A 14,723-nucleotide genomic window follows, 5' to 3' on the forward strand; every position below is an offset into this window, starting at 1 on the left:
TCTGGGGCCTATGACTAGCAATGCCTTTAAGATTACGGAAGAAAAACTGCCGGACGCCGCGGAGCTGGCTCGCCGCGTAAAAGCGCTGGCTGAGCAGGCCGAACGCCAGGATGGGATGGCGCCACTGTCGGAGCAATTCCTCAACGGTCTTAGCGATTCCCGCCTGGAGCACCGCCACCTGGTGGCCTGGGTAGGGGAGGAGCCGTGCGGCGTAGCCGGTCTGGAGGGCTCTACCGCCGAGCTATTTATTGCCCCCGATTACCGCGGGCAGGGTTATGGTGCCGCGCTTTACGACGCCGCCGCTAAGACCCCCAACCTTCACACCTGGGCCCACGGGAACCTGCCGGCGGCACAGGCGCTTGCGCACTCCCGTGACCTGCAGGTCACCCGCAAGCTGGTGGTCATGGGTATCGGGGGCGAAGGGCTCGCAGCGGCCGCCCGCCCCGAAGTCTTGCCACTGACCGCCCTGAATTACACCGAGGCGGTGGATAAGTGGGGCAAGGACTTTGTGGAAGAGCAGTGGCTCAAGGTCAATAACGAGGCCTTTTCCTGGCATCCCGAACAAGGCGGCTGGGATCTTGATCGCCTGCACCGCGGCATGGAGGCAGACTGGTTCGACCCCGCAGACCTGCTTTTCCTGTGGGATACGGCGGATGAGCCGGCACTTGCCGGCTTCCACTGGACCAAGTGGCATGCGGAGGAAACTCCGGGCTTCGGTGAGGTCTACGTGGTGGGCTTGGCGGAAGACTACCGCGGTAAGAAGTTGGGCGGTCCGCTGCTGCAAATTGGCCTGCGCCGCATGGTGGAAAAGGGCGCTCAGCGGGTAATTCTTTATGTAGAAGCGGATAATGATCCGGCGTTGAAGGCGTATGAACGCCTAGGCTTTGAGGTTGATGAAGAACACGTCGTTTGGGGCGTGTGTGACTAACGTCATGGGGTACACGACGTTTGTTCACCCAGTGTTTACCTCTTGGCACCCTTTTGGTCAGATCCTGCGGATAGCTTTACACCCTGTGAGTTAACCGCACCTGTGCGCCTGCATCTCGCCCCAGAAGGCAGAGCGGGATGCAGGAAGTATCTCTCTAGGAGATGCGGTTTCCTCGGACAATCAATCTCTGATCTGCACCGGAAAGGGTTTTCCCGTGATTCGCAACTTCAAGCGCACTGCCGCAATCTTCGGCATCGTAGCCGCAACCTCTACCGCTCTCGTAGCTTGCTCTGAGGAGTCTGGCTCCTCCTCCGATTCCGCTGGCGGCGAGGACGTCTCCGGCGAGCTCGTCGGCGACGGCGCATCCTCCCAGCAGAACGCAATGTCCTACTTCCAGACCGCGTTCTCCGAGGATCACCCAGACGCTTCCCTGTCCTACAACGCTTCCGGTTCCGGCGCCGGCGTTGAGGCCTTCACCAATGGCCAGGCTGACTTCGCTGGTTCTGACTCCGCTCTGAAGGAAGACGAGGGCGAGGTCGAGGCTGCCGCTAAGCGTTGCGATGGCAACGAGGCATGGCACCTGCCAACCACCATCGGTCCGGTTGCAATTGCCTACAACCTGGGTGACACCGAGATCAACCTCTCCACTGAGACCCTGGGCAAGATCTTCAAGGGCGAAATCAAGAAGTGGAACGACAAGGCCATCGCTGCTGACAACGAGGGCACCGACCTGCCGGACAAGGACATCACCGTCATCTTCCGTTCTGACGAGTCCGGTACCTCCGCAAACTTCCAGAAGTTCCTGAAGGCCGCTACCGGTGACTGGGACTCCGAGGGCAAGCAGTTCCCAGACGCTGTTGGTGAGGGTGCTAACGGCTCCTCCGGCGTTGCTGACCAGGTTGCAAGCATCGATGGTGCTATCACCTACGTCGAGGCCGGCTTCGCAGACCAGAAGGAAGGCGACGGCGTCAAGAAGGCCAAGATCGACTTCGGCCACGGCCCGGTTGAGCTGTCCACCGAGTCCGTCAACAAGGCTCTGGAGAACCTGGAATTCAAGGAGACCGACTCCGAGCACAACATGGTTGTTGACTCCGAGGCACTGTTCTCCTCCGACAACGAGGGTGCATACCCGCTCATCCTGACCACCTACAACATCGTCTGCTCCAAGGGCTACGATGAGGAGACCTCCAAGCTGGTCAAGTCCTTCTTCACCACCGTCCTGGATCACCAGGATGACCAGCTGGCTGAGCAGGGCTTCATCCCAGTTGAGGGTGCTCACCTGGACAAGCTGAAGGCTGCTGTTGACGCTCTGCAGTAAGCGCTAAAGCTGTAAAAGCTTAATACCTCCCGCCCCCACTGCCGCACACGATTCGCGCTTTGGGGGCGCAGGTATGTAACGATATTTTCCATTTTTAACGCTGAAAAGGATTAACAGTCTCATGGCAGACAATAATCTCACCACGGCTCCAGAGCAGACGGATGCAAACGCCACCTCTGCCGAGCGAGTCTCCAACAGCGGACACGACGAGGTAGCTACCACCAGCTCCAGTAGCGGCGTCAAGCGCCCGGGTGACCGCGTCTTCGAATTCCTGTCCACTGCTTCGGCAACCCTCATCACCGTTATGATTGCCGCCATTGCCGCCTTCCTGCTGTGGCGTGCGGTTCCCGCCCTAGGCGTTAACGACGGCGGCATCATGGGCTTCTTCACCTACGGCGGCCGCTGGGAGACCACCGATACCTCCGCGATGAAGTTCGGTATCCCGACCATGTTCGGTACCACCGTTCTCATCTCCGTCTTCGCCCTCCTGCTGGCTATGCCGGTGGCCCTAGCCATCGCCATCTTCCTGTCCAACTACGCGCCTGCCCGCTTGGTTAAGCCGCTCGGCTTCCTCGTGGACATGCTCGCTGCAGTTCCGTCCATCGTCTACGGCCTGTGGGGTTGGCAGGTTCTTGGCCCGGCACTGTCCGGTTTCTACTCCTGGATGGAATCCTGGGCGGGTGGATTCTTCCTGTTCCACGTCTTCGATAACTCGCCGTCGTTTGCAACCGGCCGCAACCTGTTTACCGGTGGCATCGTGCTTGCCGTGATGATTCTGCCGATCATCGCCGCTACCGCGCGCGAGGTCTTCGTGCAGACCCCTCCGGGCCAGGTGGAATCCGCCCTGGCTCTGGGCGCTACCCGCTGGGAAGTTATCCGCATGACCGTTCTGCCGTTCGGTATGTCCGGCTACATCGCCGGCTCCATGCTCGGCCTGGGCCGTGCACTGGGTGAGACCATGGCGCTCTACATGGTTGTCTCCCCGCTGATTGACTTCCGCTTCTCGCTTTTCGACGGCGGCACGACCTTCGCCACGGCCATCGCCCTGGCATCTGCCGAGTTCGGTAACGAGATGCGCGCTGGTGCCTACATCGCCGCCGGCCTCATGCTGTTCTTGCTGACCTTCGTGGTCAACGCCATTGCCCGCGCCATCGTGAAGAATAAGTAAGGAGGGGAGGATCAATGACTACGACTACTAATGCCAAGCCTGCCTCCCAAGGCGGCGCGACCTTCCTGGACATCTCCGGCTCCCGCAAGATGACCAATAACATCGCCACCGCGGTGGTCTGGGGCGCAATGATTCTGGCCATGGTTCCGCTGGTGTGGGTTCTGTGGGAACTCATCGCCCGCGGCAGTGGCGTCATCCTCAACCCTGAGTGGTGGACCGCCTCCCAGCGCGGCATCATGAATAGCTCTGCCGGCGGCGGTGCCGCTCACGCCATCGTGGGTACCTTCGTCCAGACCATTCTGGCCTCCGTTATCTCTATCCCGATCGGCATCTTTACCGCCATCTACTTGGTGGAGTACTCCAAGGGCGGCTGGCTCGGCCGCATCACCACCTTCATGGTGGACATCCTGTCCGGTGTGCCTTCCATCGTTGCGGCCCTGTTCATCTTCGCCATGTGGATCACCCTGTTCGGCTTCGGCCGCTCCGGCTTCGCCGTGGCGCTGTCCCTGGTGCTGCTGATGATTCCGATTGTGGTGCGCAATACCGAAGAGATGCTGCGCGTGGTCCCCATGGATCTGCGTGAAGCGTCCTACGCACTCGGCGTTCCGAAGTGGAAGACCATCGCTCGCATCGTTCTGCCTACCGCACTGTCCGGCATCGTCACCGGTATCATGCTGGCGATTGCCCGCGTGATGGGTGAGTCCTCGCCGGTGCTGGTCTTGGTTGGTTCCTCTTCCGTCATCAACTGGGACGCCTTCAAGGGCTCGCAGTCTTCGCTCCCGCTGATGATGCTGGATATGTACAAGGCCGGCGCACAGCCAGCCGTACTGGACAAGCTCTGGGGAGCAGCGTTGACGCTGGTTATCCTCATCGCCGTCCTCAACATTGCGGCCCGCATCGTTTCCGCGAAGTTCTCGGTTAAGAAGTAAACGCCGTACCCACTCGATTCCGCCATACACTTGCTAGAGGAGAAACTCCCAAATGTCTAAGCTCGCGCTCAATGACGTGAACATTTATTACGGCGACTTCCACGCCGTGCAGAACGTGAATATGCAGATTCCGGCCCAGGCCGTGACCGCATTCATCGGCCCTTCCGGCTGCGGTAAGTCCACCGTGCTGCGCACCATCAACCGCATGCACGAGGTTATCCCCGGCGCCTCCGTGAAGGGCGAAATCCTGCTCGATGGCACCAATATCTACGGACCAAAGGTTGACCCGGTATCCGTACGCAACACCATCGGCATGGTCTTCCAGAAGGCAAATCCGTTCCCCACCATGTCCATCGAGGACAACGTGGTGGCAGGCCTGAAGCTGTCCGGTGAAAAGAACAAGAAGAAGCTCAAGGAAGTCGCGGAGAAGTCCCTGCGCGGCGCCAACCTGTGGGATGAGGTTAAGGACCGCCTGGACAAGCCAGGCGGTGGCCTCTCCGGTGGTCAGCAGCAGCGTCTGTGCATCGCCCGCGCTATCGCCGTGGAGCCAGAGGTGCTACTCATGGACGAGCCTTGCTCCGCACTGGACCCGATTTCCACCCTCGCCGTGGAGGACCTCATCCACGAGCTGAAGGAAAACTTCACCATCGTTATCGTGACCCACAACATGCAGCAGGCAGCCCGCGTGTCCGATAAGACCGGCTTCTTCTCCCTGGAAGCAACCGGTAAGCCGGGCCACCTGGTGGAGTTCGATGACACCACCAAGATCTTCGAGAATCCTTCCCAGAAGGAGACCGAGGATTACATCTCTGGCCGCTTCGGCTAAAGAGTAAGAGAGATTGTCCGAGAGAAGGGGGGCCGGTTCGAAAGAACCGGCCCCCCTTCTTTGGTGCTTAAATCCGTCTAACGGCGGAATTGACGCTCGAGATCTGCCATCCGTGCTTCAAATTCGGCGTCCTTCTTGTCCTCTTCTAGTTTCTTGGCATAGTCATTGGGCAAAAGACCCGTGGTCAGATAGATGATGTGGCCGGCCACGGAGACGCAGTGGTCTGCATAGCGCTCGTAGTAACGCGTAATTTGTGAGGTCTCAACGGCTTCGCGCACGCTGCCTTCCCATTCGCGCTGGGTCAGGATGCGCAGAATATGGGAGTTGATATCATCTACCGCATCATCGTCGGCACGGAGGTTGACGGACAAATCCGCATCAGGGGTGACGAGGATATCGTGCAGGACCGACCCCATTTCTTCAGTGAGACGGTACATTTCCTCGAAGTAGCCGATGTAATTCGCCGGTACCACGGCGTCAGGGTGGCGGCGGCGCGCGGAGTCCGCTATGTGCTGGGCTAAACGGCCCATGCGGTAGAGATCCTCCACGATATAAATCGAGGAGACCACCTGACGGAGGTCCTGTGCCATGGGGTTTTCCAGGGCCAAGAGTTTTACGGCACGCTCAGAGCACCTAGCGCGGAACTCATCTAGCTCCTCAGTCATGGTGAGAGCATCTTCCGCGGAGTCCAAGGCGCCCTGCAGCAGCGCCAAGGAGGCCTTATCCATGATGTCGCGTACGGTATCGCACATCACGATGAGGTCGTGGGAGAAATTGTCTAGGTGTTCCCTATAAGCGGCACGCATGCCAAAGATGATAGCGAAAAATTTCGGCGCTTGCGCAACTTAAGTGGAGCATAAATGCAGGTTTCCTGAGTGCCCCTAGCTGCTCTTATACCTTTGTTAGGTTATCCGCCGGAGTTCATAATGTCAGCGGCGACCGGAACGCAGTCGTCCTCTGGATCGTCGAGCCAACCATCCGGCAAAGCCACCTTGGATGGCGAGCCTTGGCGGCCGCGGGCCCCGTCGGCGTCAGCAGCTAGGGCATCGGACTCTGCCCAAGGTGCAAGGAGCTCACGCAAGGCATCGATGGAACTGACCTTGGCTAAGCCCGCGCGGACCTGGCCACCAACCGGGAAACCACGCAGGTACCAACCGATGTGCTTGCGGATATCGCGGGAAGCATTGTCCTCGCCATCGTGCTCCGCCAGTAGCTCCGCGTGGCGGAGGATCACCTGGGTGACCTCGCCCAGGGTGGGCTCTGCCGGAATGGACTCGCCGCGCAGTGCGGCGCCGAGCTCGGCAAAAAGCCACGGGCGGCCGAGGCAGCCGCGGCCTACTTGCACGCCGTCGCAGCCGGTTTGTTCCATCATGCGGCGGGCATCCTCGGCACGGAAGATATCGCCATTGCCCAGCACTGGCACGCCAGTATCCGCCAAGTGCTCCTTGAGGCGGGCGATTTCGTCCCATCGGGCTTCGCCGGAGTAGCGCTGAGCGGCGGTGCGGCCGTGCAGGGTAACGGCGGCGGCACCGGACTCGACGGCGATGCGCCCGGCGTCGAGATGCGTATGGTGCTCGTCGTCGATGCCCACACGCATCTTTACCGTGACCGGGATATTGGTGCCCTCTGTGGCCTTGACCGCGGCGGAGACGATATTGCCAAAGAGGCGTCGTTTATAAGGCAGCGCGGAACCGCCACCGCGGCGGGTCACCTTCGGAACCGGGCAACCAAAGTTCATATCGATGTGGTCCGCCAGGTTTTCGTCGACGATCATCTTCGCGGCTTTATACGTATATTCCGGATCCACCGTATAGATCTGTAAGGAACGGGGATCCTCCTGTGGCGCAAAGGTGGTCATGTGCAGCGTCTTTTCATTGCGCTCTACCAAGGCGCGGGCGGTGACCATCTCGCAGACGTAGAGGCCCGACACCGTGCCGGTGCGTTGCAGCTCCTGCTCGCGGCACAACGTGCGGAAGGCAACGTTGGTTACCCCCGCCATCGGGGCGAGGATGACGGGGGAGGAGAGGTCGTAGTGTCCAATGCGCAAATTCACGCCCCAATTGTGCTAGTTAACGGGGGAAAATAGCAACTAGTGCCACAGTGGCGCCGTTCCCTATTTTTGCTTTATGGGGTAAAGGTCACACAAAAGTGGTGGAAATCTTGCAAAGATTCGCTAATGTGGGCTGTGTAACTAATTAGAACGGCCGTTATTTTGGCTGGCCCCTTAATGAAGGAGGATTACCCTTGTCCGAGAGAATCGCGTATGCCCCATTCGAGAAGCTCGTAGTTTCCGCTGAAGAGGCTGCTCAGCACGTCAACCACGGTGACCGCGTGGGCATTTCCGGCTTCACCGGTGCTGGCTACCCCAAGGGTCTGCCCACCGCCATTGCAGAGAAGGCCAAGGCTCTACATGAAAAGGGCGAGGAATTTAAGATCGACGTCTTCTCCGGCGCTTCCACCGCCCCGGACTGCGATGGCGTTCTGGCGGAAGCTGAGGCAATTCGCTTCCGCTCTCCTTATAACTCCGATCCCACCCTGCGTAAGCAGTTCAATGATGGCACCGCGCTTTATCAGGATATCCACCTGTCTCACTCGGGCCAGCAGGTAGAAGAGGGCTTCTACGGTGACTTCCAGGTAGCCATTATTGAGGCCGTGCGCATTACCGAAGAAGGCCACGTGGTGCCGTCCTCCGCAGTGGGCAATAACCTCGAGTTCATCGAGGCTGCGGATAAGATCATCATTGAGATCAATGAGTGGCAGTCCATCAACCTCGAGGGCATGCACGATATCTATCGCATTGAAAAGCTGCCTAACCGCCAGCCAATCCCTATCACTAAGCCGGGTGACCGCATCGGTACCACCTACATGGAGGTGCCGGAGGACAAGGTTGTTGCAGTGGTAAAGACCGATGCCCCGGACCGCAACGCACCATTCAAGGAACCGGACGAGGTTTCCGAGAAGATCGCCGCCAACTTCATCGAGTTCCTCGAGGGGGAGGTCGCCGCTGGTCGCCTTGAGTATGACAAGTTCATCATGCAGTCCGGCGTGGGCAATGTCCCCAACGCCGTGATGGCCGGCCTGCTGGACTCCAAGTTTGAGAATATTCAGGCCTATACCGAGGTCATTCAGGATGGCATGCTCGATCTCATCGATGCGGGCAAGATGACCATGGCTTCCGCCACCTCCTTCGCGCTGTCCCCGGACTACGCGGAGAAGATGAATGAGGAGGCGGAGCGCTACCGCAAGCACATCATCCTCCGCCCGCAGCAGGTTTCCAACCACCCAGAGGTCATCCGCCGCGTCGGCCTGATTTCCTCCAACGGCATGATTGAGGCCGATATCTACGGCAACATCAACTCCACCAACGTGTCCGGCTCCCGCATTATGAACGGCACCGGCGGCTCGGGTGACTTCACCCGCAACGCTTATATCTCCACCTTCGTTTCCCCGTCGGTGGCCAAGGATGGCGCGATTTCTGCGCTGGTTCCGTTCGTGTCTCACACCGACCACACCGAGCACGACACCATGGTCATCATTACCGAGTACGGCGTAGCCGACCTGCGCGGTCTGGCGCCGAAGGAGCGCGTGGAAAAGGTCATCTCCGTGGCGCACCCGGATTACCGTCCGTTGCTCGAGGAGTACTTCAACCGTGCCAAGGAAAACAAGTTCCAGCACACTCCGCACGACCTGAAGACCGCCTTTGACTTCCAGGTCCGCTTCATGGAGAAGGGCGATATGCGCGGCTAATGTGGCCACGCCTCGGCAGGCGCTCAGCGGCGAGCTGGGCGCCTTTCGCTTGCCGACGCCCCCTAATTAGGACTTTGCAAATACCGCACGCTAAAATGTAGCGACGTTGGGCCTTTAGCTCAGTTGGTAGAGCTACGGACTTTTAATCCGCAGGTCGTGGGTTCGATCCCCACAGGGCCCACAACTGGAGCCACCTTTTCGGGTGGCTCCTTTTAGTTTTTCACCATCTTCTTGATGGCGCGCATGGCTTCCTCTAGCTTCTCGGTGGCTACTTCACCGTCCTCGGCGGCGGCACCGGCCACACAGTGCTCAATATGGTCTTCTAGGAGCGCCAGTGAGACATTCTCCAGCGCCGACTTCACCGCCGAAATCTGGGTAATGATGTCGATGCAGTATTGGTCTTCCTCGACCATGCGGTGGATGCCGCGCGCCTGCCCCTCAATGCGCTTGAGTCGGGCAAGGTAGCGATCCTTGCTCTTAGAATCCGCGTTATATCCGTGCACGTGCGGCTCGTGGCAGGAGCACGTTTGATGCTGGTCAGACATGGTTCCTAATCTTTCTGGGGGATCGATTTTGTAACTAGGTGAGGTCTCCAGTATATTTCTAGAAGTCGCCTTAGCGCGACGGGCCCCCATCGTCTAGCGGCCTAGGACACTGCCCTTTCACGGCAGCGGCACGGGTTCGAATCCCGTTGGGGGTACCAACACGAAAGTGTTGGTTCGAATTGAATATTCGATTGGCCTTGTGGCGCAGTTGGTTAGCGCGCCGCCCTGTCACGGCGGAGGTCGCGGGTTCAAGTCCCGTCAAGGTCGCAGAATGAGCAGCAATCGCTTCGGCGGTTGCTGCTTTTTGTTTTGTTAGGCTGGCGCCATGGAACCATACGTCGGAATCGCTGTCTTTGAGCTCGCCTCCGAAAGCTCGGAGCATTCTAACTTCTTCCGAGAGGACTTCTTTCTCATCTATGCAGATTCGGATGAGGAGGCGCACCGCAAGGCCGTTGAATGGACTCGCGAGCAGGAATATGAGGGCCTGAAGCTGCGCCACATTGTCGACGTCGCACCCGCCCTCTACGGTCATGTGGATCGAGATTGTGACCTCTATTCGCGGCACTTTTCCTCGCTGGAAGACTACAAACGCTTCGAGATGAACTTGGGTGGAAAAGATCCGCTTTCACCGCCTAAATAGCGTTCTGACGTGCTGATTTGGTGAGTCTTGGGAGTCTTCTGTAAAGTATTTATCCGTGCCCAAGAGCACACACACAATTAAAAATGGCCCTGTGGCGCAGTTGGTTAGCGCGCCGCCCTGTCACGGCGGAGGTCGCGGGTTCAAGTCCCGTCAGGGTCGCGGAAACCTTCGGGTTTCTGGCCAGATAGCTCAGTCGGTAGAGCACACGCCTGAAAAGTGTGGGGTCGCCAGTTCGATCCTGGCTCTGGCCACAATAATGGCTCCTCGTAAGAGGGGCCATTTTTGCTTAGTATGGGCACATGGAACACGCTATTGCACACCAGACCGATAAGTCCCGTTACGTCCTTACCGTGGACGGTGTTGAGGCGGGCGCGTGCCACTACGTAGACGCCGGCAGTACCCGCGAGTTCAACCACACGGTCATCAAGGATGCTTTCCGTGGCCAAGGATTGTCCGCGCCGCTGATTAAGGCAGCGCTTGACGACGTCCGGGGCGTCGGCAAGCACGTCATTGCTTCCTGCTCGGCAGTGGCGCACTTTATAGAAAAGAATCCCGAATACCGCGACCTGCTGCGCTCAGAAGGCATATAAAAGCGGCCCGCAGTTGCCTGGGAGCCGCTGGGAAAGAATTTAGATGTAGTAGTCGGGATCGACCAGTTTGATGCGCTCATTCGGGTTGCGCGGACGGTTCTTGGCCGGAATGCCCACCGCGATATTTTCGGCGGGAACATCCTTCGTCACCACGGCATTGGCGCCAATGGCCGAACCTTCACCGATCGTAATGGGGCCGAGCACCTTGGCGCCCGCACCGATAGTGACATTGTCTTCGATAGTGGGGTGGCGCTTGGTCTGGGTGAGCACCTGGCCGCCGAGGGTGACGCCATGGTAGAGCATGACGCCATCGCCAATCTCTGCGGTTTCACCAATGACGATGCCCATGCCATGGTCAATAAAGAAGCGGCGGCCGATTGTGGCGCCCGGGTGGATCTCCACGCCGGTAAAGAAGCGGTTAATCTGCGCCAAGATGCGCGCAGGCCCGCGCAGCCCGCGCTTCCACATCCAGTGCGAAATGCGGTGAGACCACACCGCGTGGAGGCCGGAGTACACTACTGCATTTTCGACGTCGCCACGCGCGGCCGGATCGTGATCTCTTGCATTTGCTAAGTCTTCACGGATGTAGCTCATAATGTTCATGCCCACATAGTACTGGCATAAAAAAGGCACCCGCCAAGGTTGGCGGGTGCTTTTATTCAAGCGAAGTAATTTAAGCTTCGCGGATGTCCTCGAAGAGGATGGTGGAGACGTAGCGCTCACCGAAGTCCGGCAGGACAACCACGATGGTCTTGCCCTCGAACTCTGGGCGCTCCGCCAGCTTCAGGGCTGCGGAAACGTTAGCGCCGGCGGAGATACCAACCAGCAGGCCTTCCTGGGTAGCCAGGTCGCGGGATGCCTTGATGGACTCCTCGGTGGTAGCGGTAAAGACTTCGTCGAGAAGCTCGCGGTCAAGCACCTCAGGAACGAAGTTAGCGCCGATGCCCTGAATCTTGTGCGGGCCAGCGTGGCCTTCAGACAGGACAGGGGAGTCGGACGGCTCGACCGCAGCCAGGTGCAGGTCTGGGTTCTTGGACTTCAGGAAGCGGCCCACACCGGTAACGGTGCCGCCGGTGCCTACGCCAGCAACGAAGGCGTCAACCTTGCCCTCGGCGTCTTCCCAAATCTCTGGGCCGGTGGTTTCCTCGTGAATCTTCGGGTTCGCCTCGTTAGCGAACTGTGCGGCAAGGATGGCGTTATCGGTCTCAGCGACAATTTCATTCGCCTTGTCGACGGCGCCCTGCATGCCCGCAGCGCCCGGGGTCAGCACGATTTCTGCGCCGTAGGCACGCAGCAGTACCTTGCGCTCATTGGACATGGTCTCCGGCATGGTCAGGATGACCTTGTAGCCCAAGGTGGCGCCAGCCAGGGCCAGGGCGATGCCGGTGTTGCCGGAGGTGGCCTCCACGATGGTGCCGCCCGGCTTGAGCTGACCGGACTTCTCGGCCGCTGCAACGATGGCCTTGCCGATGCGATCCTTCACGGAGTTAGCCGGGTTAAAGGATTCAACCTTGGCAAGCACGGTAGCGCCCTTGCCCTCGGTGATACGGTTCAGGCGGACCAGCGGGGTGCCGCCGATGGTTTCCATAATGTTGTTGTAGACAGCCATTTTGTGGACTCCTTTGGGAATCAGATTTGGGTTCAAATCGCGTACAACGCAAGCGTACACTACACAAGTAGACCAGTTAGTATATAAATTCTAGACCGGGCAGTCGGGCATTTCATGTGGGATTGCAGCGCCAGATAAGCCGAGGGCGATTTCGAATTACCCCCACATGCTGTCTATACTTCCACTCAGTTGCCCGCTGGTCCCCAAATTCCCGGGGGAGGACGGGTACACCTGCTTGGTTACCCCCGACGAGGAAAGAGTCTCATGGAGTCGCATCGCCTCAAAGATGATGAAGAATCCGTACGCGCGGCCCTGTCGTCCCTGAAGACCGCTACAGGTATTCCGGTGACGATGTACGCCACGCTGCTGCCCGATAATCGCCTGCAGATCACGCAGTGGGTGGGGCTACGCACCCCAGCGCTGCAGAATCTGATCATTGACTCCGGCGTCGGTGTAGGTGGGCGAGTGGTCAGCACTCGCCGCGCGGTAGGTGTATCCGATTACACTCGTGCCACCACCATCTCGCACGAGAACGACCGCGTGATCCAGGACGAGGGCCTGCACTCCATTGTGGCCGTGCCCGTTACTGTGCAGCGCGAAATTCGCGGTGTCCTCTACGTCGGCGTGCACTCCCCAGTTCGTTTGGGCGACAAGGTCATTGAAGAAGTGACGATGACCGCGCGCACCCTCGAGCAAGACTTGGCCGTTAATTCCGCCATGCGACGCGCCGATGGGTCCAAGGGCGGAGCCGCCCGCGGCCACGTCATGAACGGTGCCGAGTGGGAGCAGGTCCGTTCCACTCACTCCAAGCTGCGTATGCTGGCCAACCGCGTAGAAGACGAAGAACTGCGCAAAGAGCTAGAGACGTTGTGTGACCAGATGGTCTCGCCGGTGCGCGTGAAGCAATCCACCAAGCTCTCCGCCCGCGAACTCGACGTTCTCTCTTGTGTGGCCCTAGGCCACACCAACGTAGAAGCGGCCGAGGAAATGGGTATCGGCGCAGAAACCGTGAAGTCTTATTTGCGCTCGGTAATGCGTAAACTCGGTGCGCATACCCGCTACGAGGCGGTTAATGCCGCCCGTCGCATCGGCGCGTTGCCTTAAGAACCGGTAGCGTAGGCAGTTGTGAAAGATCAGTTTATTGTTTCCGGCGGTGCTCGCCTAGAGGGCACCGTTAAAGTAGATGGCGCGAAAAATAGCGTCTTGAAGCTCATGGCCGCATCCTTGCTGGCGGAGGGCACTACGACGCTGACGAACTGCCCAGAAATTCTGGACGTCCCCCTCATGAAGAAGGTTCTCGAGGGGCTCGGCTGCGAGGTAGTCATCGAAGGCTCTGAGGTTCGGATTACTACCCCTGCACAGCCGCAATCCAACGCGGATTTTGACGCGGTCCGCCAATTCCGCGCATCCGTCTGCGTGCTCGGGCCTTTGACCTCCCGCTGTGGCCACGCGAAGGTAGCGTTGCCTGGTGGTGACGCGATTGGTTCCCGCCCGCTCGATATGCACCAAACCGGCCTAGAAAAGCTCGGCGCCACCACCCGTATTGAACACGGTGCCGTCGTGGCAGAGGCTACGCACCTGCGAGGTGCGAATATCCGCCTGGACTTCCCGTCCGTAGGCGCAACCGAAAATATTCTTACCGCTGCGGTCCTCGCCGAAGGGGAAACCGTTCTCCATAACGCGGCTCGCGAGCCGGAAATCGTCGATCTGTGCACCATGCTCAAGTCCATGGGCGCCGATATCGAGGGCGAGGGAAGCTCGGTGGTGACCATCCGCGGCGTCGATAAGCTGCAGCCCACCCAGCATGAGGTTATTGGTGACCGAATTGTGGCCGGCACTTGGGCGTATGCCGCCGCTATGACCCAGGGCGATATCACCGTGGGTGGAATTTCCCCGCGCCACCTGCACTTGCCGCTAGAAAAGCTGAAGTCCGCCGGCGCGGAACTAGAGACCTATGAGAATGGTTTCCGCGTGCGCATGGATCAGCGACCACAGGCTGTGGACTACCAGACCCTGCCATTTCCGGGATTCCCCACCGACCTGCAGCCGATGGCTATTGGTATCTCTGCCATTGCGGACGGAACGACCGTCATTACGGAGAATGTCTTTGAATCCCGCTTCCGCTTTGTGGATGAAATGCTGCGCTTGGGTGCCGACGCCCAGGTTGACGGTCACCATGTAGTAGTCCGCGGTAAAGAACGACTCTCTTCTACTCACGTGTGGAGTTCCGATATTCGTGCGGGTGCGGGTCTTGTACTTTCTGCACTGTGCGCGGATGAGACCACTACGGTCCACGATGTCTTCCACATCGACCGCGGATACCCCAACTTTGTAGAAAACCTGCAGCGCCTCGGCGCCACAATTGAAAGAACTCAAGAAGAAGAGCTCTTTTAACGACGCCCCCAGCACACCGTTTTCCGTCG

At 59.1% G+C, this 14,723-nt stretch carries 15 protein-coding genes and 5 tRNA genes; 15 read left to right on the forward strand and 5 right to left on the reverse strand.

What is annotated here, in order from left to right:
* Positions 1 to 10: 10 nt before the first annotated feature.
* From mshD to pstB, 5 genes are all read left to right on the forward strand, one after another.
* The gene (mshD, locus tag CORTU0001_RS11150) at positions 11 to 928 is read left to right on the forward strand and encodes a mycothiol synthase (RefSeq protein WP_005330042.1); all 918 of its coding nucleotides are present in this window, start codon (positions 11 to 13) and stop codon (positions 926 to 928) included.
* A 214-nt stretch (positions 929 to 1,142) separates the two neighbouring features.
* Positions 1,143 to 2,246 (forward strand): phosphate ABC transporter substrate-binding protein PstS, encoded by a 1,104-nt coding sequence (gene pstS, locus CORTU0001_RS11155; RefSeq protein WP_005330045.1) that lies wholly within the window; start codon positions 1,143 to 1,145, stop codon positions 2,244 to 2,246.
* A 121-nt stretch (positions 2,247 to 2,367) separates the two neighbouring features.
* Complete coding sequence (gene pstC / locus CORTU0001_RS11160; protein WP_005330047.1) at positions 2,368 to 3,414, forward strand: phosphate ABC transporter permease subunit PstC; 1,047 nt, start codon at positions 2,368 to 2,370, stop codon at positions 3,412 to 3,414.
* 14 nt (positions 3,415 to 3,428) lie between these two features.
* The gene (gene pstA / locus CORTU0001_RS11165; protein WP_005325819.1) at positions 3,429 to 4,343 is read left to right on the forward strand and encodes a phosphate ABC transporter permease PstA; all 915 of its coding nucleotides are present in this window, start codon (positions 3,429 to 3,431) and stop codon (positions 4,341 to 4,343) included.
* A 52-nt stretch (positions 4,344 to 4,395) separates the two neighbouring features.
* On the forward strand, positions 4,396 to 5,169 hold the full coding sequence (gene pstB / locus CORTU0001_RS11170; protein WP_005330048.1) for a phosphate ABC transporter ATP-binding protein PstB: 774 nt from the start codon (positions 4,396 to 4,398) through the stop codon (positions 5,167 to 5,169).
* Positions 5,170 to 5,246: 77 nt separating this feature from the next.
* Here pstB and phoU read toward each other — a convergent pair whose 3' ends face one another.
* Positions 5,247 to 5,975 (reverse strand): phosphate signaling complex protein PhoU, encoded by a 729-nt coding sequence (gene phoU, locus CORTU0001_RS11175; RefSeq protein WP_005330049.1) that lies wholly within the window; start codon positions 5,973 to 5,975, stop codon positions 5,247 to 5,249.
* Between the two features lie 101 nt (positions 5,976 to 6,076).
* Positions 6,077 to 7,222 carry a tRNA dihydrouridine synthase DusB gene (dusB, locus tag CORTU0001_RS11180; protein WP_034668816.1) on the reverse strand — a complete coding sequence of 382 codons (1,146 nt, stop codon included), beginning with the start codon at positions 7,220 to 7,222 and terminating at the stop codon, positions 6,077 to 6,079.
* A gap of 191 nt (positions 7,223 to 7,413) precedes the next feature.
* Between dusB and CORTU0001_RS11185 the strand changes: the two genes are divergently transcribed.
* Both CORTU0001_RS11185 and CORTU0001_RS11190 read left to right on the forward strand, forming a co-directional pair.
* Entirely contained in the window at positions 7,414 to 8,916 is a 1,503-nt protein-coding gene (locus CORTU0001_RS11185; protein WP_005330051.1) for an acetyl-CoA hydrolase/transferase family protein, read from the forward strand.
* 108 nt (positions 8,917 to 9,024) lie between these two features.
* Positions 9,025 to 9,097, forward strand: a tRNA-Lys gene (locus tag CORTU0001_RS11190).
* Between the two features lie 31 nt (positions 9,098 to 9,128).
* Here CORTU0001_RS11190 and CORTU0001_RS11195 read toward each other — a convergent pair.
* Positions 9,129 to 9,461, reverse strand: coding sequence for a metal-sensitive transcriptional regulator (locus tag CORTU0001_RS11195; RefSeq protein WP_005325826.1), 333 nt, complete (start codon positions 9,459 to 9,461; stop codon positions 9,129 to 9,131).
* 82 nt (positions 9,462 to 9,543) lie between these two features.
* Here CORTU0001_RS11195 and CORTU0001_RS11200 point away from each other — a divergent pair.
* The 6 genes from CORTU0001_RS11200 to CORTU0001_RS11225 all read left to right on the forward strand — a co-directional run bounded on the left by CORTU0001_RS11200 (position 9,544) and on the right by CORTU0001_RS11225 (position 10,691).
* A tRNA-Glu gene (locus CORTU0001_RS11200) sits at positions 9,544 to 9,619 on the forward strand.
* A gap of 35 nt (positions 9,620 to 9,654) precedes the next feature.
* A tRNA-Asp gene (locus tag CORTU0001_RS11205) sits at positions 9,655 to 9,728 on the forward strand.
* A gap of 58 nt (positions 9,729 to 9,786) precedes the next feature.
* Positions 9,787 to 10,101: a DUF4288 domain-containing protein gene (locus CORTU0001_RS11210; RefSeq protein ID WP_005330052.1), complete on the forward strand. Its 315-nt coding sequence runs from the start codon at positions 9,787 to 9,789 to the stop codon at positions 10,099 to 10,101.
* 85 nt (positions 10,102 to 10,186) lie between these two features.
* Positions 10,187 to 10,260 (forward strand) — tRNA-Asp (locus CORTU0001_RS11215).
* A gap of 19 nt (positions 10,261 to 10,279) precedes the next feature.
* Positions 10,280 to 10,352 (forward strand) — tRNA-Phe (locus tag CORTU0001_RS11220).
* Between the two features lie 48 nt (positions 10,353 to 10,400).
* Complete coding sequence (locus CORTU0001_RS11225) at positions 10,401 to 10,691, forward strand: GNAT family N-acetyltransferase (RefSeq protein ID WP_005330054.1); 291 nt, start codon at positions 10,401 to 10,403, stop codon at positions 10,689 to 10,691.
* A gap of 39 nt (positions 10,692 to 10,730) precedes the next feature.
* Here CORTU0001_RS11225 and epsC read toward each other — a convergent pair whose 3' ends face one another.
* Positions 10,731 to 11,294 carry a serine O-acetyltransferase EpsC gene (epsC, locus tag CORTU0001_RS11230; protein WP_034668818.1) on the reverse strand — a complete coding sequence of 188 codons (564 nt, stop codon included), beginning with the start codon at positions 11,292 to 11,294 and terminating at the stop codon, positions 10,731 to 10,733.
* A 70-nt stretch (positions 11,295 to 11,364) separates the two neighbouring features.
* Positions 11,365 to 12,300, reverse strand: a complete 936-nt coding sequence (cysK, locus tag CORTU0001_RS11235) for a cysteine synthase A (protein ID WP_005325832.1) — start codon at positions 12,298 to 12,300, stop codon at positions 11,365 to 11,367.
* A gap of 264 nt (positions 12,301 to 12,564) precedes the next feature.
* On the opposite strand from cysK, the gene ramA reads away from it, so the two are divergent.
* Both ramA and murA read left to right on the forward strand, forming a co-directional pair.
* A complete protein-coding gene (gene ramA, locus CORTU0001_RS11240) occupies positions 12,565 to 13,404 on the forward strand; it encodes an acetate metabolism transcriptional regulator RamA (protein WP_005325834.1) in 840 nt (279 codons plus the stop codon).
* Between the two features lie 21 nt (positions 13,405 to 13,425).
* Complete coding sequence (gene murA, locus CORTU0001_RS11245) at positions 13,426 to 14,694, forward strand: UDP-N-acetylglucosamine 1-carboxyvinyltransferase (protein ID WP_005325837.1); 1,269 nt, start codon at positions 13,426 to 13,428, stop codon at positions 14,692 to 14,694.
* Positions 14,695 to 14,723 lie beyond the last annotated feature (29 nt).

The organism is Corynebacterium tuberculostearicum SK141 (assembly GCF_000175635.1).
Taxonomy (GTDB): Bacteria; Actinomycetota; Actinomycetes; order Mycobacteriales; family Mycobacteriaceae; genus Corynebacterium; species Corynebacterium tuberculostearicum_C.